The sequence below is a fragment of the Pseudomonas sp. 2FG genome, from assembly GCF_005502935.1.
GTDB lineage: Bacteria > Pseudomonadota > Gammaproteobacteria > Pseudomonadales > Pseudomonadaceae > Aquipseudomonas.
Genome location: NZ_SCMP01000029.1, coordinates 1 through 20265, shown reverse-complemented (window position 1 = coordinate 20265; position 20265 = coordinate 1). Strand labels below are relative to the sequence as shown.

18 protein-coding genes and 1 tRNA gene are annotated in these 20265 nt (G+C 61.4%); 11 read left to right on the top strand and 8 right to left on the bottom strand.

Annotation, left to right across the window (positions count from 1 at the left end):
• Window positions 1-142 precede the first annotated feature (142 nt).
• Window positions 143-218 (bottom strand) — tRNA-Thr (locus FFS13_RS19295).
• Window positions 219-309: 91 nt separating this feature from the next.
• Window positions 310-1146 carry a S1 RNA-binding domain-containing protein gene (locus FFS13_RS19290; RefSeq protein ID WP_137820676.1) on the bottom strand — a complete coding sequence of 279 codons (837 nt, stop codon included), beginning with the start codon at window positions 1144-1146 and terminating at the stop codon, window positions 310-312.
• 145 nt (window positions 1147-1291) lie between these two features.
• Between FFS13_RS19290 and FFS13_RS19285 the strand changes: the two genes are divergently transcribed.
• From FFS13_RS19285 to FFS13_RS19275, 3 genes are all read left to right on the top strand, one after another.
• Window positions 1292-1513, top strand: coding sequence for a VF530 family DNA-binding protein (locus FFS13_RS19285; protein WP_137820678.1), 222 nt, complete (start codon window positions 1292-1294; stop codon window positions 1511-1513).
• Window positions 1514-1836: 323 nt separating this feature from the next.
• The gene (locus FFS13_RS19280) at window positions 1837-2025 is read left to right on the top strand and encodes a hypothetical protein (protein WP_171006526.1); all 189 of its coding nucleotides are present in this window, start codon (window positions 1837-1839) and stop codon (window positions 2023-2025) included.
• Window positions 2026-2790: 765 nt separating this feature from the next.
• Entirely contained in the window at window positions 2791-5007 is a 2217-nt protein-coding gene (locus FFS13_RS19275) for an LTA synthase family protein (RefSeq protein ID WP_371922972.1), read from the top strand.
• Between the two features lie 311 nt (window positions 5008-5318).
• On the opposite strand, the gene FFS13_RS19270 is transcribed toward FFS13_RS19275, so the two are convergent.
• Together FFS13_RS19270 and FFS13_RS19265 are read right to left on the bottom strand one after the other, a co-directional pair.
• Window positions 5319-6407, bottom strand: coding sequence for a PQQ-dependent sugar dehydrogenase (locus FFS13_RS19270; protein WP_137820674.1), 1089 nt, complete (start codon window positions 6405-6407; stop codon window positions 5319-5321).
• Window positions 6408-6664: 257 nt separating this feature from the next.
• Entirely contained in the window at window positions 6665-7720 is a 1056-nt protein-coding gene (locus FFS13_RS19265; protein ID WP_137820673.1) for a haloacid dehalogenase-like hydrolase, read from the bottom strand.
• 345 nt (window positions 7721-8065) lie between these two features.
• Between FFS13_RS19265 and egtB the strand changes: the two genes are divergently transcribed.
• The 3 genes from egtB to FFS13_RS19250 all read left to right on the top strand — a co-directional run bounded on the left by egtB (window position 8066) and on the right by FFS13_RS19250 (window position 11485).
• Window positions 8066-9355, top strand: coding sequence for an ergothioneine biosynthesis protein EgtB (gene egtB, locus FFS13_RS19260; protein ID WP_137820672.1), 1290 nt, complete (start codon window positions 8066-8068; stop codon window positions 9353-9355).
• Between the two features lie 2 nt (window positions 9356-9357).
• Complete coding sequence (gene egtD, locus FFS13_RS19255) at window positions 9358-10320, top strand: L-histidine N(alpha)-methyltransferase (RefSeq protein WP_137820671.1); 963 nt, start codon at window positions 9358-9360, stop codon at window positions 10318-10320.
• A gap of 184 nt (window positions 10321-10504) precedes the next feature.
• A complete protein-coding gene (locus FFS13_RS19250; protein WP_137820670.1) occupies window positions 10505-11485 on the top strand; it encodes a zinc-dependent alcohol dehydrogenase family protein in 981 nt (326 codons plus the stop codon).
• Between the two features lie 110 nt (window positions 11486-11595).
• On the opposite strand, the gene FFS13_RS19245 is transcribed toward FFS13_RS19250, so the two are convergent.
• The 4 genes from FFS13_RS19245 to FFS13_RS19230 all read right to left on the bottom strand — a co-directional run bounded on the left by FFS13_RS19245 (window position 11596) and on the right by FFS13_RS19230 (window position 15435).
• The gene (locus tag FFS13_RS19245) at window positions 11596-12930 is read right to left on the bottom strand and encodes a DEAD/DEAH box helicase (protein ID WP_137820669.1); all 1335 of its coding nucleotides are present in this window, start codon (window positions 12928-12930) and stop codon (window positions 11596-11598) included.
• A gap of 194 nt (window positions 12931-13124) precedes the next feature.
• Entirely contained in the window at window positions 13125-14021 is an 897-nt protein-coding gene (rarD, locus tag FFS13_RS19240; RefSeq protein ID WP_137820668.1) for an EamA family transporter RarD, read from the bottom strand.
• A gap of 327 nt (window positions 14022-14348) precedes the next feature.
• The gene (locus tag FFS13_RS19235) at window positions 14349-14948 is read right to left on the bottom strand and encodes an FMN-dependent NADH-azoreductase (RefSeq protein ID WP_137820667.1); all 600 of its coding nucleotides are present in this window, start codon (window positions 14946-14948) and stop codon (window positions 14349-14351) included.
• Between the two features lie 172 nt (window positions 14949-15120).
• The gene (locus FFS13_RS19230; protein WP_137820666.1) at window positions 15121-15435 is read right to left on the bottom strand and encodes a 3-phosphoglycerate kinase; all 315 of its coding nucleotides are present in this window, start codon (window positions 15433-15435) and stop codon (window positions 15121-15123) included.
• A gap of 48 nt (window positions 15436-15483) precedes the next feature.
• On the opposite strand from FFS13_RS19230, the gene FFS13_RS19225 reads away from it, so the two are divergent.
• From FFS13_RS19225 to FFS13_RS19205, 5 genes are all read left to right on the top strand, one after another.
• Complete coding sequence (locus tag FFS13_RS19225; RefSeq protein ID WP_137820665.1) at window positions 15484-16425, top strand: LysR family transcriptional regulator; 942 nt, start codon at window positions 15484-15486, stop codon at window positions 16423-16425.
• A 10-nt stretch (window positions 16426-16435) separates the two neighbouring features.
• Window positions 16436-17239 carry an alpha/beta fold hydrolase gene (locus tag FFS13_RS19220; protein WP_137820664.1) on the top strand — a complete coding sequence of 268 codons (804 nt, stop codon included), beginning with the start codon at window positions 16436-16438 and terminating at the stop codon, window positions 17237-17239.
• A 16-nt stretch (window positions 17240-17255) separates the two neighbouring features.
• Window positions 17256-17822: a peptidylprolyl isomerase gene (locus FFS13_RS19215; RefSeq protein WP_137820663.1), complete on the top strand. Its 567-nt coding sequence runs from the start codon at window positions 17256-17258 to the stop codon at window positions 17820-17822.
• Between the two features lie 108 nt (window positions 17823-17930).
• Complete coding sequence (locus FFS13_RS19210; RefSeq protein WP_137820662.1) at window positions 17931-19763, top strand: ABC transporter ATP-binding protein; 1833 nt, start codon at window positions 17931-17933, stop codon at window positions 19761-19763.
• A 218-nt stretch (window positions 19764-19981) separates the two neighbouring features.
• A complete protein-coding gene (locus tag FFS13_RS19205; protein WP_137820661.1) occupies window positions 19982-20263 on the top strand; it encodes a DUF2790 domain-containing protein in 282 nt (93 codons plus the stop codon).
• Window positions 20264-20265 lie beyond the last annotated feature (2 nt).

Here is a 20265-nt window from a genome sequence, read left to right as displayed (position 1 = left end):
TCCTGCCGCATCGGCGAGAAGAGCGTATTTATCCTCGGGCTATCAGGCTCAAATCCCCGAAATATCCGATCAGAAACAAAAATGCCAATCAGCTTAACTGACTGGCATTAGCCTTGAATGGCTGCCTTTTTTCATTATGCGTTGGTGCCGTTGAGAGGAATTGAACCCCCGACCTACTGATTACGAATCAGTTGCTCTACCAACTGAGCTACAACGGCTTATAAAGCGAGTAACCAAGGTTACTCAACAATAGCGCAAAACATTATTCCTACTCAGTCGAGCTGGCGTGCGCCGCTGACTTGAGTCTGCTCAGCTTAGCTCGATCCGATCCGCATGAATCACAATCTGGCCTTGCTTGTACAAAGCACCGATCGCCTTCTTGAAATTGCCTTTGCTGACGCCAAACAGGCCGGTGATGAGGTCCGGTGGGCTTTTGTCGCTGACCGGCAACACGCCATCATGCTCACGCAGTTTCGCCAGGATCTTCTCGTGCAAGGCGTTGGCGGCTTCTTGACCCACAGGCTGCAGGCTCAGGCTGATTTTGCCGTCTGGGCGGACTTCCTTGATGAAGCCCTTTTCCTGCTTGCCGGCACGTAAAAACTTGAAGACTTCGTTCTTATGGATCAAGCCCCAGTGCTGATTGTTGATAATGGCTTTAAAGCCCATATCCGTCGACTCAGCCACCAATAGATCGACCGCCTGCCCGGCTTTGTAATTAGCCGGGGCATTATCTAAATGCCGATCCAGCCGTGCGGTTGCAGTAATCCGACGGGTATGTTTATCCAGATACACATAAACGACACAGTATTCACCCGCCTGCAGTTGGCGCTTTTCTTCTGAATAAGGCAGCAACAAATCTTTCGGCAAGCCCCAATCCAGAAAAATACCGATACTGTTAATCTCCACCACCTTCAGGCTGGCAAACTCGCCAACCTGAACTTTGGGTTTCTCGGTGGTGGCGATCAACTTGTCATCGCTATCCAGATAAATAAATACATTTAACCAGTCGTCAACTTCGCTCGGCGTATCTTTGGGCACATAACGGTTGGGTAGCAATATCTCGCCGTCCGCCCCGCCGTCCAAATAAAGCCCAAAGCTGGTGTGTTTAACCACCTGCAAACTGTTAAAGCGCCCGATTAATGCCATGCTCACTACCCTCATTGCGTGGCTGGCATTCTACCCGAGTTTCATCCCGCTGGCGGTGCGGCACAGCATGACGAGAGGGCCGCGATCGCCGATAATCGCCCCGTCCACCGCTGGCAGTCCAGATCACCCCGAGTACAGGCAACGCATGAACACCGAGCAGAGCAAGAACCCGCTTCACGGCATCACACTGGAAGGCATCGTCAACGCGCTGGTCGAGCACTATGGCTGGGAGCAGTTGGGCCAGCTGATCGACATTCGTTGCTTTCAGAGCGACCCGAGCGTGAAATCCAGCCTGAAGTTTCTGCGCAAAACTCCCTGGGCCCGGGAGAAGGTTGAAGCTCTGTACGTGAAGCTGAAGCAGCGCTGATCCGCGGCAGTTTTTTTTGCGGCCTGTGCCGGCGAGCGAACCCCACCTTCGCAGGGATCGCCGCCCGTCTGCGTCGCCAAGGCTGAACCCACGCTCAGGCTGAGCGTGCGCCTGCGCCGCCCTGCGTTTTTCTCGAGTGCACGCGCTTTTCCAGCAATGACCTGATGCAAAACAAGCAGTTACCTAGCGTCAAGGCTAATTGTGCAAGACCGTGTTTCGCTTAAATATCGCAGCCGCGCCCGGCTTTTATGCCATTTATTAAGCAAGCAATTACTCGGATTCTTGTGTACAATAGCCGGTCATATTAATTTTTAAATAGGTTAATGGCCGTCATGCGCGTTAAAGCATCCGCTATGAAGAAGAAAGCCCCGCCCGCTGTTGAAACCCACAGTTCGATTGATGAGCAGGTTGCTGCTTTTCTGAAATCCGGCGGTGAAATCCAGGAAATCCCTAAGGGTGTTAGTGGCCAAGTATTTGGCACCTCGAAGCAAATTACTCTTGGCAAGAAATAGCAACTTCGGCGAAACGCCCGTACTCCTCCTCTATGCGCTTTGATCTCCTGCAGACAAAGCGCTAGGGCAAAATGCCCACCTCCTCTCTCCGCAAAACGCGCATTCAATATTTTTTAGCCTGCTTGGCTTAAATAAACTCAATTCAGCAATTACCCAGCCCCTGTTAATTCAATTTTGATCTTGCTGAGCCTTCACGCTAACGCGGTTTGGCAGCAGCAATGAGCAACGACTATTCTTTAGGTGCAATGCACAGCACATCAACCTCGTTGATGAAGAGAGAAAAGCCATGAGCAAAGGTCTGGATTCAAAAAAATCTGCGAAAAAGAAACCCGCTAAAACACTCGACGAAAAGCGCGCGATGAAGAAGGCCAAGAAGGCTGGCAGTGGTCTCTTTAACCAATAATCACCCGCTTTCCACGACGCTCCCCTGCCAAGCAGGGGAGAAAGCTACGGAGCTTTCACTCGCAAGAATCGCTGCTGGATAACCCATGGGCCGCGTTGCTGGGTAGGCAGCGCGGCTTTGCCCAGCAAGGTTACGCCAGCGCCCTCACAGACGGTGCACGGCATCACGTTTCGCTAGCAGCCCGCAGAACTCCTCCGCCCAACCGCTGCATAAACACTATTTCTCACACTTAAATCTCCGTCGCCTGGCCTAAACTTACTAGCGACTAGCAAACTCTTGTTTCAGAATCATGTCCAACAGAACATCCAGCCTACCTGGACAACATTTTTACGGATTCTCACTGCCTTATCTCAGGAGTTCCTGTGCGCCCTTTCAGCCACTGGCTGCAGCACCCCGCTAATTCTTTGATGGCTCTCGGCTTCTTGTTCCTGCTCGTTCCCATGGCCAGCCGTTATTGGCTGGGCTGGTCGAATGGGTTTGGCTATGTCTCCGATCTGGGTATCGGCTGCCTGCTGATCCTGTTGCTACACAACCGCTCACTGCTGCTGGCGCTACCGCTGATGCTGATCTGGAGCCTGTTCACCCTGGGCACGGCGGAACTGGTCGGCGCGGTTGGGCGCATGCCAGAACTCAGCGACCTGAAATACCTGACTGACCCGCAATTCGTCAGCCACTCCACCCAAGGTGGCGGCCTCACCTACCCACTGCTCGGGCTGGCCCTGACCGGGGGCCTACTGGCCAACCTGCTGTTGAGCGGCCGCAAGCTCTCGGGTCACGCGCTAGTGGTTCCAGGCTACTGGTATGCCCTGCCGGTCGTGTTCCTCGCGGCCCACGCGACGAGCCAGTACACCAACCCCAGCGAAGCCGATCAATGGAAGCAGTTCAATCTGCCACATAAATTGCTGGCGGAAACCGTCAATGTCGGCCAGTTGCACCTAGAGGATTGGCTGGACGGTGACAGTCCCGATACCCAGCCAGACATCGCCAGCCTGACCCAGCTGGACTTGAACGGCAGCAAGTTGTTCGCCGGTAAAGGCAAGGCGCGTAACGTGCTGATCATTACCCTGGAAGGCATTCCAGGCGCGTACCTCGCGACCAACCGCGCGGCGGTCAACAGCAGTTACCACGAGGCGCTGATGCCCAAGCTCAGTCAGTGGGCCGAGCGCGCCATGAGCACACCGGATTACGTACTGCACAGCCATCAGACCATTCGCGGCCTCTACGCCATGCTCTGCGGTGATTACGAGAAGCTCGTCAGCGGCAGCCCGAAAGGCGTTGAACTGCTGAACAACCACGTGCGCAATCAACAGTGCCTGCCGGCACAGCTGCATGAGCAGGGTTTTCGCACGCACTTCCTGCAGGGTGCCGGCCTGCGCTTTATGGCCAAAGACAAAATCATGCCGCACATGGGTTTTGACAAAACCCTCGGCCGCAACTGGTTCAAGAACAAGCCTTACCTGGAATTCCCCTGGGGCATGGATGACAAGTCCTTCTTTGAAGGCGCCCTGGGCTACGTGAAGCAACTGCGCCAGCAGAAAAAACCCTGGATGCTGACCCTGCTGACCGTCGGTACGCATCAGCCGTATTCCGCCCCCCAGGAATACCTGGAGCGTTACCCCGACGCCAAGCAAGCGGCCATTGCTTATGTGGATGATGCGGTGGCGAGCTTTTTAACCGGGCTAGAACAGCAGGGAGTACTGAAGGACACCCTGGTGATAGTCACCTCGGATGAGTCGCACGGGATTGGTGATGTGCGCCTGGCTTCAGCCTGGGGCTTCAATCTGGTGTTAGCACCGGAACAGGACAAGCTGCCAACACTCAAACGCGGGGTTTATGGGCATGTCGACCTGACCGCCTCGGTGCTCGATTACTTCGACTTGCCGGTGCCCTCGAACCTCTCCGGCCGCTCACTGTTTCGCGACTACCCAAGCGGACGCGAAATCATGTCCTACACCAACGGCGTGCTACGCCAGCATGACGGCAAGGGCACCTTTACCGAGTGCAACTTCCAGCAGGTCTGCCGGCGTTATGCCAGTGAAGGGTTTATTGCCGATAAAGCCCGTTACCTCGGGCGTTTCAGTGGCAAACAGGCCCGTTTGATGGTGCAGCGTGCGGCGCTGTTGGATCAATCGTTGACGAGCGGACAGCTCGGCCAGCAATACCAGTTCGCCAACCGCGAGCGGATCAAGCTGAACGAGACCCTGGGCAACGACTGGGCCGACAACCTGATCGGCGCGCAATACCTGGAACTGCCGAAGGGCACCCACACCAGGGTCAGCCTGAAGATTCGTGCGGTGCGGATGGACAAGCAAGGCGCCAAACTCCTGCTCAAGACCAAGGAGTTCGATCGGGATGTGGCCGGGTTGATTCCGGAATTGCCGCTGCTCAAGCCTGGCAAGACACTGAAGGTGAGTTTCGGCTTCGACAACCTCGTCACCCGCAAGGCATTCTCGTTCCACCTACTGGGACAAGGCCGTGGCGCGATCGAGATTACCGACTTCAGCGTCGTCACCGAGCCACTGATAAAACCCTATCTGCTGGACATCAAGCAGGCCGAAGAAAGCGCCCTAGCCCACTAAAGGCCACCCGCCTGGCGGCAACCGGGCTTGCGTCAAGCCGGGCCGCCGTGGCGCTTCACTCAGAAGCTGTTCAAGATCTAGTCGAGCGCAGCTCAGGGCCGCACCCGTTCCCTACGGGTAACGGCATTCCCCACATCCATGTGGGTCACAAGGCGCAACGCAGCGAAGCGGAGTAACAGCCGAAGGCTGGCCCGCAGGGCGAGCGTAGCGAGTCAAACGGACGAAAAAGCGCAGTTTACAAGTAGTAAATGAGCATTTTGAGTTCGTTTTCAACGCAGCATGAGCAAGCGCAGGCAGATATTGAACAGGTTCTAAGGCTGCAAACCGAGCCGCAGCAGCTGGCCATCTACTTCATCGGTCAGCACATAGAGGTAGCCATCCGGGCCTTGCCTGACGTCGCGGATGCGCGCACCCAACTCCTCAAGCAGGCGCTCTTCATGGACGATCTGGTCGCCCTCCAGCTCCAGGCGGATCAACGTTTGCCCGACCAACGCGCCAATAAACAGATTGTGCTGCCAGGCGGGAAAACGCCCCGCGGCGTAGAACGCCATGCCGCTGATCGCCGGCGACTTCGCCCAGACATAATGCGGCGGTTCGGTACCGGCCAGCGTCTTGCCCTGCGCCTCGGGGATTGGCAGGAAGTTGTAATCGATGCCATGGGTCGCCAGTGGCCAGCCATAGTTCTTGCCGGCCTGCGCAATATTGATTTCGTCACCGCCGCGCGGGCCGTGCTCGTGGGTCCACAACTTACCTGTCCAGGGGTTGAGCGCGGCGCCTTGCGGGTTGCGATGGCCGTAAGACCAGATTTCCGGGCGCATGCCTGACTGGCCGACGAAGGGGTTGTCGGCCGGCACGCTACCGTCCGGATAGACGCGCACGACTTTGCCCTGCAACTTGCCAAGATCCTGGGCGGTCGGGCGCTGGTAGTTTTCGCCGAGGGTGATGAATAGATGCCCTGCACGGTCGAACACCAGACGCGAGCCGAAGTGAATGCCGCTGGACAGCTTGGGCTGCTGCCGGAAGATCACCTGAAAGTCCTCCAGGCGACTCAGGTCCACCGCCAGCCTGCCGCGCCCCACCGTGGTGCCGGCTCGGCCGCCCTCGCCGCCGCCTTCGGCATAGGACAGGTACACCAGCCGGTCTTCGCCGAAGCTCGGCGATAGCGCCACATCCAGCAACCCGCCCTGCCCCTGGGCATACACCGCGGGCAGCCCGGTGAGCGGTGCGGACAGGGCCCCATCTGCAGCGACAATCCGCAAACGCCCCGGCCGCTCGGTGACCAGCAGGCCCTGCTCACCCGGCAGGAAGGCCAGGCTCCAGGGATGCTCCAACCCAGCGGCCACCTGCGTGACACTCAGCGGGCCGCGCTCGCTGGCGTACTCGCGGGTTGGCGCCGACATAGCCAACGGCGCCACCAATAACGTCGCCACGGCTAAACCGGTTAAAAATGCCTGTCGCACTGTTGGTCTCTCCGGCGCGGGCTGGCCACTCGATCGGCGAGCCACGCCATCCAGTATATGCGCGCACTTGTTATCGCTTGGTGAAACGAGGAGACACTGTCGCAAAGGTAGCTGGCAGCTACATTCGGCATAGGGGGCGGGCTGCTGAAACTCCGAGGTCTGAGCAAAGCCGCCGGACTGGCCGGCGGCGGCAGGGCTTACTGAATATCTTCCGGCACCACGACTATCCAGTTCTTGTCGGCAGTCACTGGCTGGCCGAGCTTGGCCTGAGCGGCGGCGTGCTTAGCGATCATGCCGTTGATCTGGTCCATGTATTTGGCCTTGCGGTTGACCCACAGGTGGATGCCGCCTTTGTCCACATCGGTGCTGTGGAACAGCATGTAGCCATCGCTGCTGGGAGTGTCGCCGGCCACCAGTACTGGCTTCTTCCACTCGTCGATGTAAGTGAGGATGGCCGCCTGCTTACCGGCCATCCAGGTCGCCGGAGTCCACAGATAAGGTGTGAGCTCCAGGCCCAGGTTGGCCTTCTCGTCATAGTTGCCAGCCGTGATCTGCTTACGTGCGCTGGTCACTTCGCCGGTGCTGCGGTTCTTCAGCAGGGTGGTGACGCCGATGACGTTCTGCGGTTTGACGTTGTAGCCGTACTTGGGGTCGGCGGCGACCATGCGCACCAGCTCTTCATGGGCGGCGGTCATCACATAGACCTCGATGCCGTTCTCCATCAGCTTATTCATCAACTCCTTCTGCCCGGAGAAGATCTTCGGCGGATTGATCTCGATGGTCTTGACCGTGTCGCCTTCGTAATAAGTGCTCGGCACCGGCTTGCCATAGGCCATCAGTTCATCGACGTAGCCCTTCAGCTCCTTCAGGGTGAAGCCGGAGAACACCTGTGCGACCCAGGGGTAGCAGACCATGTCGTCGATTTCGCAGAGCCGGTAGTAGTAGCTGTTGAGGCTCTCCTTGTGGCCGTTGACGTCCTTGAAGGGGATCAGTTTCAGCGCGGGATCGAGCTTCTCGCGGGTCAGCGCGCCCTTCATCTCCATAAAGGGCAACAGCGACTCTTCCAGGTCGTAGCGGTAGCTGGTGTTGTCCATGTCGAACACGGCGTAATTGCCTTTATTGGCATTCGCCTCGATCATTGCCGTGAGCTGCTTGGCGGCCGGTTCCGGCCAGTGGCTCAAGTCGGTGGCCAGAACCTGGCCGGCCACACCGGCCAACAGCAAGCCTGCGATCAGGCGCTTGGTAAACGTCATGCGGGTCCCTCCTCAGTCGTTTTGTATTGCTGGGCTTAGCCAGCTGCAGCGCCGAAGCTAACAAGAGCCTTGGACAGGGGATGACACGCAACCGACGTCCGGCATCGCAATAACGCCATGGCCGTGGCGCGGCGGTCTAGACTCAAAAGGCTGCTCGATTCGCGACTGCAGGCCGGCCTTAGCCCGCGCAGAGTGCTACTGCGCCCCTTAACGGCCCCCGTCTGGTTGCGCTCGAGCGGCTTCGCAGTGCCGACGACAACTCGCGCGCAACACCCGCCACCCCTCGGTGCTTGACCCGCGCAGTCGCAGAGCAAGGCTCCGGCAGCCGACACAGGAGGGAGCGGCATGAGCACCCTGGCGCAACCCGCGACACCCGCCCCGGCCCACTTCGAATCTCTGCTGGGCCGCTTGCAGCAGGTACGCGCCGCCACCGAGCGCATCTGTGCACCACTGGCAATCGAAGATCAGGTGATCCAGAGCATGCCCGACGTCAGCCCGCCTAAGTGGCATTTGGCGCATGTCAGCTGGTTCTTCGAGGCGTTCCTGCTCACGCCCTATCTCGAGGGCTACCAGACGCCGGATGCGGCCTTCGACCACCTGTTCAATTCCTATTACGAAACCCACGGCAGGCCCTTCCCCCGCCTACAGCGCGGGCTGCTCTCGCGGCCGACCGTGGCCGAGGTGTATCGCTATCGACGGCATGTCGACCAGGCCCTCGGCGAGCTGCTGAGCCAGCCGCCGGCCGCGCATGCCGACGAGATCGCCCGCCGGGTCGAGCTGGGCCTGCAGCACGAACAGCAGCATCAGGAACTGCTGCTGATGGATATCAAACACATCCTCGCGCAGAACCCTATGCATCCGGTCTACCGCGCCGATCTGGTCGCCGCTCCCGGCACGCCATTGAGCACACTGGGCTGGCACGGCTACCCCGCCGGCCTGCGCCATATCGGCCATGCCGGCGCGGGCTTCGCCTTCGACTGCGAGACACCACGGCACCGCCAGTTTCTCGAGGCGTTCAGCCTGGCCAGCCGCCCGGTGAGCAACGGCGAATTCCTCGACTTCATCATGGATGGCGGCTACGCGCGCCCGCAGCTATGGCTGGCCGATGGCTGGAACCTGGTGCGGCAGAGCGGCTGGCAGGCCCCCCTGTATTGGCTGCGCCAGGACGACGCCTGGCAGGAGCTGACCCTCAGCGGCCTGCGCCCGCTGGATAGCCACGCGCCGGTCTGCCACATCAGCTTTTACGAGGCCGACGCCTACGCCAGCTGGGCCGGCGCGCGCCTGCCGAGCGAGGCGGAATGGGAAGTGGCGGCGCTGGCTGAACCGCTGCACGGCAACTTCCTCGAGGCGGATCATCTGCAACCGGTCGCCGCCGCGCCCCGCACGGACGGGCCAATCCAGCTGTTCGGCGACGTCTGGGAATGGACCGGCAGCGCCTACCGCCCCTACCCCGGATTCCGTGCCCTGGCCGGTAGCCTGGGCGAATACAACGGCAAGTTCATGGCCGGGCAGATGGTGCTGCGCGGGGGCTGTTGCGCCACCCCGCAAGCGCATATCCGCGCCAGCTACCGCAACTTCTTCTATCCCCACATGCGCTGGCAGTTCGCCGGTCTGCGCCTGGCCAGGGAGGCTTGAACATGGCCCATGCCGTGCATTTTCACGACCAGCGTCAGCAGGCGGCGTACGCCTCGTTGCGCGACGAGACCCTGGCCGGCTTCGCCGCCGAGCCGAAGTGGGCGTCGCCCAAATACTTCTACGATCGCCGCGGTTCGGAGCTGTTCGAGCAGATCTGCCAGCAGCCCGAATACTACCCGACCCGCACCGAGGAATTGATTCTGACCCAGGCCGCCGGCGCCATCGCCGAGATCGCCGGCCACGCGGCCAACCTGGTGGAGCTGGGCAGTGGCGCCAGCCGCAAGGTACGCCTGCTGCTGGAAGCCATGCACCCGAGCAGCTACCTGGGTATCGATATTTCCCAGGAGTTTCTGCTGGCCAGCACCCGGCGCCTGGCCAGCGATTACCCCTGGCTGGAGGTGCATGCCGCCTGCGCCGACTTCTCCCAACCCATGGCGTTGCCGGCAGGCTTCGACGGCGCCCATCCGCTGCTGTTCTTTCCCGGCTCGAGCATCGGCAACTTCACCCCGGAGCAGGCCCGGGTGTTTCTCGGCAACCTGCACGAACTGCTGCCCAAAGGTGGCGGCCTGTTGATTGGCGTCGACCGGCTCAAGGACAAGGCGTTGCTGGAAGCCGCCTACAACGATGAAGCCGGCGTGACCGCGGCCTTCAACCTGAATTTGCTGCAGCGCATCCGCCAGGAGCTGGACAGCGATATCGACCCCACGCGCTTCGTCCATCACGCCTTCTTCAACGAAGCGCACTCGCGCATCGAAATGCACCTGATCAGCCCGCAGGCCCAGCAGGTGATGATCGAAGGGGCGTGTTTCCGCTTCGCCGCCGGCGAAAGCCTGCACACCGAGAACTCCTACAAGTACAGGCCGGAGAGCTTCTGCGACCTGGCCGGCACTGCCGGCTTCAAGGCCCGCGCCCACTGGAGCGACCCGCGCCAGCTGTTCAGCGTGCATTACCTGGAGCGGGAGTAGGCAAACGCAAGCCAGGCGTCGCCTTCGCTCCGGGTTGCCCTGCTAGGCGCCGGACACTGGCGCAACGCCGACCTGCCCAGGAAGTTATCACCGGCGTCTATCAGCCAGGATTCGCCCGCCTTTTGCCACTGCGGTCTAAACTCTGTCCCAGCCGTTTTGTGCCTGTCACTCGTGGAGAACCACCATGCTGAAAGCCGAATACCAACGCCGTGGCCCGGTGCCGCAAGAGGTGATCGAGGCCGTCGAACTGCAACTGCCAGCGCTGGCCCCCGGTCAGGTGCGGGTCAAAGTCCTGGCCGCGCCGATCAACCCCTCGGACGTACTCACCCTGACCGGCGAATACGGCATGTTACCGCCGCTGCCGGCGATTGGCGGCAATGAAGGGGTTGGCCGGGTCGAAGCATTGGGCCCGGAAGTGAGCCAGCTGAAAGTCGGCCAGACTGTGCTGTTACCGGTCGGCTGTGGCACTTGGGTTACCCACCTGAACGCCGAAGCGAAGCAGCTGATCCCGCTACCCGACGCCGACCCACAGCAGTTGGCGATGCTGACGGTGAACCCGCCGACGGCTTCGCTACTGCTCAGCGAGTTCGTCGACCTGCAACCCGGCGACTGGGTGATTCAGAACGCCGCCAACTCCGGGGTCGGCAGCTATTTGATCCAGCTGGCCAAACTGCGCGGCTTCAAGACCCTCAACGTGGTGCGCCGGGAATCGGCGGTCGCTGCGGTAAAGGCCGAAGGCGCCGATGTGGTGCTGGTGGACGGGCCGGACTTGCCCAAACGCGTGCGCGAAGCCACCGCTGGCGCGGCCGTACGCCTAGGTATCGATGCGGTCGGCGGCGCTGCCACCGATCATCTGGCCGCCAGCCTCAGTGAGGGCGGCGTGCTGGTGAACTACGGGATGATGAGCCGCGAACCCTGCCAGGTCTCGCCGGCCTCCTTCGTCTTCCGTGACGTCAGTTTGCGCGGCTTCTGGCTGGCCAAGTGGTTCCGCGTGGCCACGCCGGCGCAGCAGATGCAGGTGTTCGGCGAGCTGACCCAACTGATCGCCGGCGGCCAGCTGAAGACCCGCGTCGCCGCGACCTACGATATCAGCCAGATCAAGGAAGCCGTGGCCGCCGCAGCGAGTGGCGAACGCAATGGCAAAATCCTGATCGTGCCGAAGTAAGGTTTTGGCCCTCGAGAGTTAAGCGCACGGAATAGGCTTGCTGGAGAAAGCGCCGGCCCTGCGGGCCGGTTGGTGGGTTACGGCCTGCGGCCTAACCCACCCTACTAGTCTTACTCGGCGGCTGGTTTCTTGCGCTTGAGCGGGGCCAGGCCATCGCGGCTGACCAGAGCCGGCGTATCGCTTTTCGGCCGGTTGGCGGTTTTGCGTTTGGTCGCGGTCTTGGCCGGGGCTTTCTTCTCGGTTTTCTTGTCGGTCTTCTTCTTTTTCACACCGACGGCTTTACCGGAGGCTTTGACCTTTTTCGGCCCCTGGTAAGTGCCTTTCAACTCCTTGATGGTGCGTCGCTCGAAGCTTTGCTTCAGGTAGCGCTCGATGCTCGACATCAGGTTCCAGTCGCCGTGGCAGATCAGCGAAACCGCCAAGCCCTCGCCACCGGCACGCCCGGTACGACCGATGCGATGCACGTATTCGTCGCCACTGCGCGGCATGTCGAAGTTGATCACCAGATCCAGGCCATCCACATCCAGGCCCCGGGCGGCCACATCGGTGGCCACCAGGATCTTCACTCCGCCCTGCTTCAGGCGATCGATGGCCAGCTTGCGGTCTTTCTGGTCTTTCTCGCCGTGCAGCACGAAGACTTTGTGATCGGTCGCGACCAGGCGGCCATACAAGCGGTCGGCCTGCACGCGGGTGTTGGTGAAGATGATCGCCTTCTGATAGGTCTCATTGGCCAGTAGCCAGTGCACCAACTGCTCTTTGTGCTGGTTGTGGTCGGCGGTGATGATCTGCTGGCGAGTGCCTTCGTTCAGCTGGCTGACGCTGTTGAGTTGCAGATGCTGCGGCTCACGCAGTACCGAGGCGACCATCTCCCGCAGCCCGGCACCACCGCTGGTGGCCGAGAACAGCAGGGTCTGGTGCGCGCCTTTGCACTCACCGGCCAGACGTTGCACGTCCTCGGCAAAGCCCATATCGAGCATGCGGTCGGCTTCGTCGAGCACCAGCACTTCGACGCTCTTGAGATCGAGATTGCCGGCGTTCAGTTGTTCGAGCAGACGCCCCGGTGTACCGATCAACACATCCGGCACCTTACGCAGCATCGCGGCTTGCACCTTGAAGTCTTCACCGCCGGTGATCAGCCCGGACTTGATGAAGGTGAACTGCGAGAAACGCTCGACTTCTTTGAGGGTCTGCTGCGCCAGCTCACGAGTCGGTAGCAGGATCAGCGCCCGAATCACCACCCGCGGCTTGGCGTCGCCCATCAGCCGGTTCAGCATCGGCAGCACAAAGGCCGCGGTCTTGCCGCTGCCGGTTTGCGCCGTCACCCGCAGGTCACGCCCTTCCAGCGCCGGCGGAATAGCCACCGTCTGCACCGGCGTCGGCTCGACAAAGTTCAGCTCGGCCACGGCTTTAAGCAGGCGTTCGTGCAGGGCGAATTGGGAAAACACGGGGTTACCTCGGCGAAAATCAGTAAACAGTCGTATAGCGTAACGTTTGTCGCCACGGAAAACTCGCAGTCTGTGTATTTTGCGTGGATTCGCCCGCTGAAACGCACTCATCAGGGCACTCTCCGCCTGTCCGGGCTGGCCGCCGTGGTGCGCGATCCTGCTATTCGGTAGGTTGCCGGGCATGCCGGAAACATCTATTGCCCCTGGCGCGCCTGCTTGCGCAGGACGTGCACACTGTCCCAACCGGTCAGTAATATCGCCAGCCAGATCGGCGCGTAGGTCCAGAGCTGAGCCGGGTCGAAGGCCTCGCCGAGAAACAGCACCGCCACGGCAAACAGCAACACCGGCTCGACATAACTGAGAATACCGAACACGCCCAGCGGCAATAGCCGGCTGGCGGCCATCATGGCGGCAAACGCCAAGGTTCCGAGCAAACCCACGCCCGGGAGCAGCCACCAGAGTTGCGGGCGCAGGCTGAACAGATCCGCCGGGCTATAAGTGACGATCAACCACAGCGCCAGTGGTGCCAGCATCAGCATCTCCAGGATGAAACCGGACAGCGCGTCCACACGCATCCAGCGGCGCAGCATGAAATACGGCGGATAGCCGAGCGCGGCGAGCAAAGTCACCCACGAGAACGCCCGCGTCAGCCACAACTCATGGGCCACCCCAAGCAGCGCGCACGCCACCGCAAGACCTTGCAGTGGGCTCAGGCGCTCGCCATAAAACACCCGGCCGGCCAGCACCATCACCAGCGGCAGGAGAAAGTAGCCGAGCGACACCTCGAGCATCCGCCCCACCAGCGGCGCCCACAGGAACAGGCCCCACTGCAGGCCAATCAACACTGCCGCCAACGGCAAGGCGGCCAACAGTAATGGCTCGTTACGCAGGCGCTGGAACACCGCCCCCAGCACAGCCCATTGGCGCGCCACGGCGACCAACAGCAACACGGCAGGAATCGACCAGAGCACGCGCTGGGCGAACACCTGGAGACCATCCAGCGGTGCCAGTTCGCGCACATAACCCGGCATCAAGGCGAACAACAGCGAAGCCGTTATCGACAACGCCACGCCGCGACCGGACAACCTCATGGCCGCCCCCCCGGCAATGACTTCGAAAACCCCAACAGCAGCATGGCAAGCCTCACAAAACAGCCGGCGACCTTAACCCGAACCTAGCGGTTTAAATAGCCTGGGCGATGAAATCGGCCACAAGCAAAAAAGCCCGGTCGACCAAGGGGAATGGTCGACCGGGCCGCTACGCCCAGGAGCAACGGGCGTGAAGAGGGCACGAGGCAAGCCTTTAAAGCACTGCGGTGTGAGTCGTCAGCCACGTCTAGATGCGGCCCCCGCCTACGCGGGAGCGGCCTAAAGCGGTGGTTTCCAGCCGCCTTAAGCCAGTCGCTGATCCGCTAAAGATCAAGCCACTTGGGCCAGTTGCGCCTTGGCCTGACTCAGGCCTTTTTCCTGAAACTCGCCACCGAGGTTGAGGCCTTCGGCATGGATAAAGTCGACCTCATGAATCCCGATAAACCCCAGGGCCTGGCGCAGGTAGGGTTCCTGGTGATCCATGCTGCTGCCGGCGTAGATGCCACCCCGCGCGGTCAACACATAGGCGCGCTTGCCGGTGAGCAGGCCTTGCGGGCCGGTGTCGGTGTATTTGAAGGTCACCCCGGCACGCAGCACGTGATCCAGCCAGGACTTCAAGGTGCTGGGGATGGCGAAGTTGTACATGGGCGCCGCCAGTACCAGCACATCGGCCGCCAGCAACTCATCGGTGAGGGTATTGGAGCGTGCCAGCGCGGCTTTCTCCGCATCCGTCTGCTGCTCTGCCGGCGTCATCCAGCCACCCAGCAGGTTGAGATCCAGGTGCGGCACCTGCTCCACCGCCACGTCGCGGACGGTCACCTGATCGGCCGGATGAGCCGCTTGCCACTGCGCGATAAATTGCGCGGTGAGCTCGCGCGAGACCGAACCTTGTTGACGGGCACTGCTTTCAATTACGAGAACACGGGACATAGCGGCTAACTCCATCGAGGGGTTGTTGTGCGTCGATGGCGTGAGATTAAGCCGGCATATATTGATAAAAAAGCGTAAAAATCCGCTACAACCAATCTATAAAATTGATTTATAGCGTAACGAGCACTAGGCTGTGACCAGTTTCAAGCGGCTGACGGGCGTAGTGCAGGCTTTACTGAGGGTTACAGGTCAGCTTGATGCGCAGCTTGATGACCTGATTGGTGAATTTGGCCGTCAGCAGCGCGTCCTGCCCGGCGGCAAGCTGTATTTTGCGGGTGCGCGGCGCCTCGGGACCGTTGCGAAAGACCGCCTGGCACTGCGCCGCGGCCTTCCCATAGTTGTAGAGCTGGATGGCGCCCATGTTGAAGTCGACATCCTGGGTCGAGGCCGACACCTCGGCACCGTTAAGTTGCTTCTCCAGCTCGATCGGATAGGCAAAAACGCTCAGCGGCAGCAAAGCGATGACAGCACAGCACAACTTTTTCATCGGGCGGTCTCCAACAGGGAGTACAGCTTAGGACAAGAGGAGGCGAGGATGAAAGCGCCCCGCGTGACCCTGGATCAATGGCGAACCTTGCAAGCAGTGGTCGACCATGGCGGCTTCGCCCAGGCGGCCGAAGCGCTGCACCGTTCGCAATCATCGGTGAGCTACACCGTGGCGCGCATGCAGGAGCAGCTCGGCGTGCCGCTGCTGCGCATCGACGGCCGCAAAGCCGTGCTGACCGAGGCCGGTGGCGTGCTGCTGCGCCGCTCGCGGCAACTGGTCAAGCAGGCCAGCCAACTGGAAGACCTGGCGCACCACATGGAGCAAGGCTGGGAAGCCGAAGTCCGCGTGGTGGTCGATGCCGCCTACCCGAATGCCCGCCTGGTGCGCGCGCTGACGGCCTTTATGCCGCAGAGCCGCGGCTGTCGCGTGCGCCTGCGCGAAGAGGTGCTCTCCGGCGTCGAGGAAGTGCTCAAGGAAGGTATCGCCGACCTGGCCATCAGTGGCTTCAATATTCCCGGCTATCTGGGCGTGGAGATGAGTTCGGTCGAGTTTGTCGCGGTCGCTCATCCGGAGCATCCGCTGCACCGCCTGCAGCGCGAGATCAACTTTCAGGATCTGGAGTCCCAACTGCAGGTGGTGATTCGCGACTCCGGCCGGCAGCAGCCGCGCGACGTCGGTTGGCTCGGCGCCGAACAGCGCTGGACCGTCGGCAGCCTGGCCACCGCCGCCACCTTCGTCAGCAGCGGCCTGGGCTTCGCCTGGCTGCCGCGCCACCTGATAGTGCGCGAGTTGAAGGAGGGTTTGCTCAAGGAGCTGCCGCTGGATCAGGGCGGTACCCGTAACCCGACCTTCTTTCTGTACTCGAACAAAGACAAACCCCTGGGCCCGGCCACGCAGATTCTCGTCGAGCTGTTCAAGGCGTTCGACCGCGCGCCCCTGGATGCCCCTTTTGCCGCCCCTCTACCGCCCTCTGACACTCCGCTTGGATGAGCCTACGCCCATGTCCTATTTCGACTATGAAGGTTGCCAACTGCATTACGAAGACTACGGCCACGGCGCCCCGCTGCTGCTGGTGCATGGCCTGGGCTCCAGCACCCAGGACTGGGAATACCAGATCCCGCAACTCAGCGCCCACTACCGGGTGATCGTCCTCGACGTGCGCGGCCACGGCCGCTCGGCCAAGCCGCGCGAAGCCTATAGCATTGCCGGCTTCGCCGAAGATGTCGCCGCCCTGATCGAGCACCTCAAACTTGCCCCGGTGCATCTGGTTGGCATTTCCATGGGCGGGATGATTGGCTTTCAGCTCGGCGTCGATTACCCGCACTTGCTGAAAAGCCTGTGCATCGTCAACAGCGGCCCGGAGGTGAAGGCCAAAAGCCCGCGCGACCTGCTGATGATCGCCCAACGCTGGACGCTGTCGCGCCTGCTGAGTCTGGAGACCATCGGCAAAAGCCTGGGCAAATTGCTCTTCCCCAAGCCTGAGCAAGGCGAGCTGCGCCGGAAGATCGAACAGCGCTGGCCACAGAACGACAAACGCGCCTATCTCGCCAGTCTCGATGCCATTATCGGCTGGGGCGTACGGGAACGACTGGCGCGCATCACCTGTCCTACCTTGGTGGTCAGCGCCGATCACGACTACACCCCGGTGGCGCTGAAACAGGCGTACGTGCAAGAGCTGCCGAACGCACGCCTGGTGGTGATCGCCGATTCGCGCCACGCCACACCAATGGATCAACCCGAACGCTTCAACACCGCCCTGCTCGGCTTCCTCGCCGAAGTCGAACCACACAGTCAGCCCCTATAAAGAAGGCCTGCTAAAAATGCTGAAGAAACTTGCCCTCGTCGCCTGCTCCCTGTTGTTCGCCAGCAGCCTGCTGGCTGCGGACCCATCCACCGCCAAGCCCCACGTCCTGCTGACCACCAGCCTGGGCGAGATCGAGATCGAACTGGAAGCCGACAAGGCGCCGATCAGCGTGCAGAACTTCCTCGCCTATGTGGACAGCGGCTTCTATGCCAACACCCTGTTCCACCGGGTCATCCCCGGCTTCATGGTGCAAGGCGGCGGCTTCGATGCGGATATGCAGCAGCGCAATACCCAGGCCCCGATCAAGAACGAAGCCAACAACGGCCTGCACAACGTGCGCGGCACCCTGGCCATGGCCCGCACCCAGGTCGTCGACTCGGCCACCAGCCAGTTCTTTATCAACCACAAGGACAACGCCTTCCTCGACAACGGCTCGCGCGATTTTGGTTACGCGGTATTCGCCAAGGTCGTGCGCGGCATGGAGGTGGTCGACCAGATCGCCCAAGTCCCGACAGGCAACATCGCCGGCTTCCAGAACGTACCGCGCACACCGGTGCTGATTCTGTCCGCCAAACGCCTCTGAATTTGAGGCCCGCGGCACAGGGATAGGCCGTGCGCCGAGCTCGCCGCAGCTGATCGGCAGCGAGCTCAGTCAACCTGAGGAGAGCCCGCACCACGGGCGTGAGTGCCGATGCTTTATCGCCGCTTCGAACAGTTGATCGAGGTTTTCCGCCCCAGTCCCGCCGGGGCGCCGCCGACCAGTGTCTGGCCGTTCTACCTGCACTTCTTGCGGCAGGTCTGGCCGAGTTTCGCCGCGCTGCTGGCGGTGGGGCTGATCGTTGCGCTGGTCGAAGTGGCCCTGTTCAGCTTCCTCGGGCGCATCGTCGATCTGGCCCAGAGCACGCCGCACAACGAATTCTTCACCCGGCACGGCAGCGAACTGCTGTGGATGGCCGTCGTCGCATTGATCCTGCGGCCACTGTTCAACGGCTTACATGACCTGTTGGTCCATCAGACGATCAACCCCAGCCTGACCAACCTGATCCGCTGGCAAAACCACAGCTACGTGCTGAAACAAAGCCTCGGGTTCTTCCAGAACGACTTCGCCGGGCGCATCGCGCAACGCATCATGCAGACCGGTAACGCCCTGCGCGACTCGGCGGTGCAGGCGGTGGACGCGCTCTGGTTTGTACTGATCTATGCAGTCAGCAGCCTGGTGCTGTTCGCCGAGGCCGACTGGCGGCTGATGCTGCCGCTGCTGCTATGGATAGTCGGCTACCTCATCGCCCTGGGTTACTTCGTGCCACGGGTCAAACGGCGCTCGGTGGTGGCCTCGGAAGCGCGCTCGAAACTGATGGGCCGGATTGTCGACGGCTACACCAACATCGCCACCCTCAAGCTGTTCGCCCATACCCACTATGAGCAGGGCTACGCCCGCGAGGCACTGCAGGAGCAAACCGAAAAAACCCAGTTGGCCGGACGCCTGGTCACCTCCATGGATGTGGTTGTCACCAGCATGAACGGCGTCCTGATCGCCAGCACCACCGGCCTCGCCCTCTGGCTGTGGAGCCAGGGGCTGATCTCGGTGGGCGCCATCGCCCTGGCTAGCGGTCTGGTGATCCGCATCAACAACATGTCCGGCTGGATCATGTGGGTGGTCAACGGCATCTTCGAGAACATCGGCACCGTGCAGGACGGCATGCAGACCATCGCCCAGCCACGCACTGTGACCGACCGCGAGAACGCCCCGGCGCTGCGGGTGCAACGCGGCGAGGTGCGCCTGGAGCAGGTGCATTTCCACTATGGCAAAGGCAGCGGGGTGATCGGCGGGTTGAACCTGAGGATCGAAGCGGGCGAGAAGATTGGCCTGATCGGCCCGTCCGGCGCCGGCAAGTCGACCCTGGTCAACCTGCTGCTGCGCCTGTACGACCTGGACAGCGGACGCATCCTGATCGACGGCCAGGATATCGCCGAGGTCGCCCAGGAAAGCCTGCGCGAGCAAATCGGCATGGTCACCCAGGACACCTCGCTGCTGCACCGCTCGATCCGCGACAACTTGTTGTACGGAAAACCCGACGCCAGCGACGCAGAGCTCTGGGAGGCGGCACGCAAGGCGCGCGCCGACGAGTTCATTCCGCTGCTCTCGGATGCCCAGGGCCGCACCGGCCTTGACGCCCACGTCGGCGAGCGCGGGGTGAAACTCTCCGGCGGCCAGCGCCAACGCATCGCCATCGCCCGCGTGCTGCTCAAGGATGCGCCGATCCTGATCCTCGACGAAGCCACCTCGGCGCTGGACTCGGAGGTCGAAGCGGCGATCCAGGAAAGCCTGGACAGCCTGATGCAGGGCAAGACGGTGATCGCCATCGCCCACCGCCTGTCGACCATCGCGCGGATGGATCGCCTGGTGGTGCTGGACAAAGGCCAGATCGCCGAGAGCGGCACCCATGCCGAACTGATCGCCCACGGCGGCCTGTATGCGCGCCTGTGGCAGCATCAGACCGGTGGCTTCGTCGGGGTGGAGTGAGCCCTGCCGTGATGCCTGACCAACTGAGAAATACCGCGCCAAGTTCGCCGGCAATTTCAAGACCTGCGACGAACGGTTGCACCCCCTCAAGCTCGGGCGATTGCCGGCGCCTGTTGGGGCGCTGAATGGGACTAAAGTCCGGGGTCGAATGAACTTCCCTGCTCTCCCCAGTCAGATGAAGTCCATGTAAGCGAAACCCAACAGAGGAAAAAAGCCTTATGAAAATGGCCTCGGTTGTCAGCGCCGTGATCTCCAGTCTAGCGCCCAGCGTATTCGCCCAGGACGGCGTGCAAACTCCCGGCGCGGGCCTCCCCGTCGAGGAATATCACTACGGGATGGAAATCGATGTACAGAAGGTGCTGCACCGCACCGACACCTCCGACAAAACCGGCGCCGTGCCGGTGACCCTGGTCTACGAGGACAGCGAGGGCGAGGTGCACAAGATTCGTTTCCTCGAATGGGGCGGCACCCCCGCCACCACCCCCACCAGCATTGCCTGATC

Bases quoted from the DNA above. Each gene is read 5' to 3' on its own strand.
- FFS13_RS19235 (WP_137820667.1), bottom strand. From the start codon at position 14,948: ATGTCCCGTGTTCTCGTAATTGAAAGCAGTGCCCGTCAACAAGGTTCG.
- FFS13_RS19220 (WP_137820664.1), top strand. From the start codon at position 16,436: ATGTCCTATTTCGACTATGAAGGTTGCCAACTGCATTACGAAGACTAC.
- FFS13_RS19230 (WP_137820666.1), bottom strand. From the start codon at position 15,435: ATGAAAAAGTTGTGCTGTGCTGTCATCGCTTTGCTGCCGCTGAGCGTT.
- FFS13_RS19280 (WP_171006526.1), top strand. From the start codon at position 1,837: ATGGCCGTCATGCGCGTTAAAGCATCCGCTATGAAGAAGAAAGCCCCG.
- FFS13_RS19285 (WP_137820678.1), top strand. From the start codon at position 1,292: ATGAACACCGAGCAGAGCAAGAACCCGCTTCACGGCATCACACTGGAA.
- egtB (WP_137820672.1), top strand. From the start codon at position 8,066: ATGAGCACCCTGGCGCAACCCGCGACACCCGCCCCGGCCCACTTCGAA.
- FFS13_RS19205 (WP_137820661.1), top strand. From the start codon at position 19,982: ATGAAAATGGCCTCGGTTGTCAGCGCCGTGATCTCCAGTCTAGCGCCC.
- FFS13_RS19270 (WP_137820674.1), bottom strand. From the start codon at position 6,407: ATGTCGGCGCCAACCCGCGAGTACGCCAGCGAGCGCGGCCCGCTGAGT.
- FFS13_RS19215 (WP_137820663.1), top strand. From the start codon at position 17,256: ATGCTGAAGAAACTTGCCCTCGTCGCCTGCTCCCTGTTGTTCGCCAGC.
- rarD (WP_137820668.1), bottom strand. From the start codon at position 14,021: ATGAGGTTGTCCGGTCGCGGCGTGGCGTTGTCGATAACGGCTTCGCTG.
- FFS13_RS19290 (WP_137820676.1), bottom strand. From the start codon at position 1,146: ATGGCATTAATCGGGCGCTTTAACAGTTTGCAGGTGGTTAAACACACC.
- FFS13_RS19225 (WP_137820665.1), top strand. From the start codon at position 15,484: ATGAAAGCGCCCCGCGTGACCCTGGATCAATGGCGAACCTTGCAAGCA.
- FFS13_RS19250 (WP_137820670.1), top strand. From the start codon at position 10,505: ATGCTGAAAGCCGAATACCAACGCCGTGGCCCGGTGCCGCAAGAGGTG.
- egtD (WP_137820671.1), top strand. From the start codon at position 9,358: ATGGCCCATGCCGTGCATTTTCACGACCAGCGTCAGCAGGCGGCGTAC.
- FFS13_RS19265 (WP_137820673.1), bottom strand. From the start codon at position 7,720: ATGACGTTTACCAAGCGCCTGATCGCAGGCTTGCTGTTGGCCGGTGTG.
- FFS13_RS19210 (WP_137820662.1), top strand. From the start codon at position 17,931: ATGCTTTATCGCCGCTTCGAACAGTTGATCGAGGTTTTCCGCCCCAGT.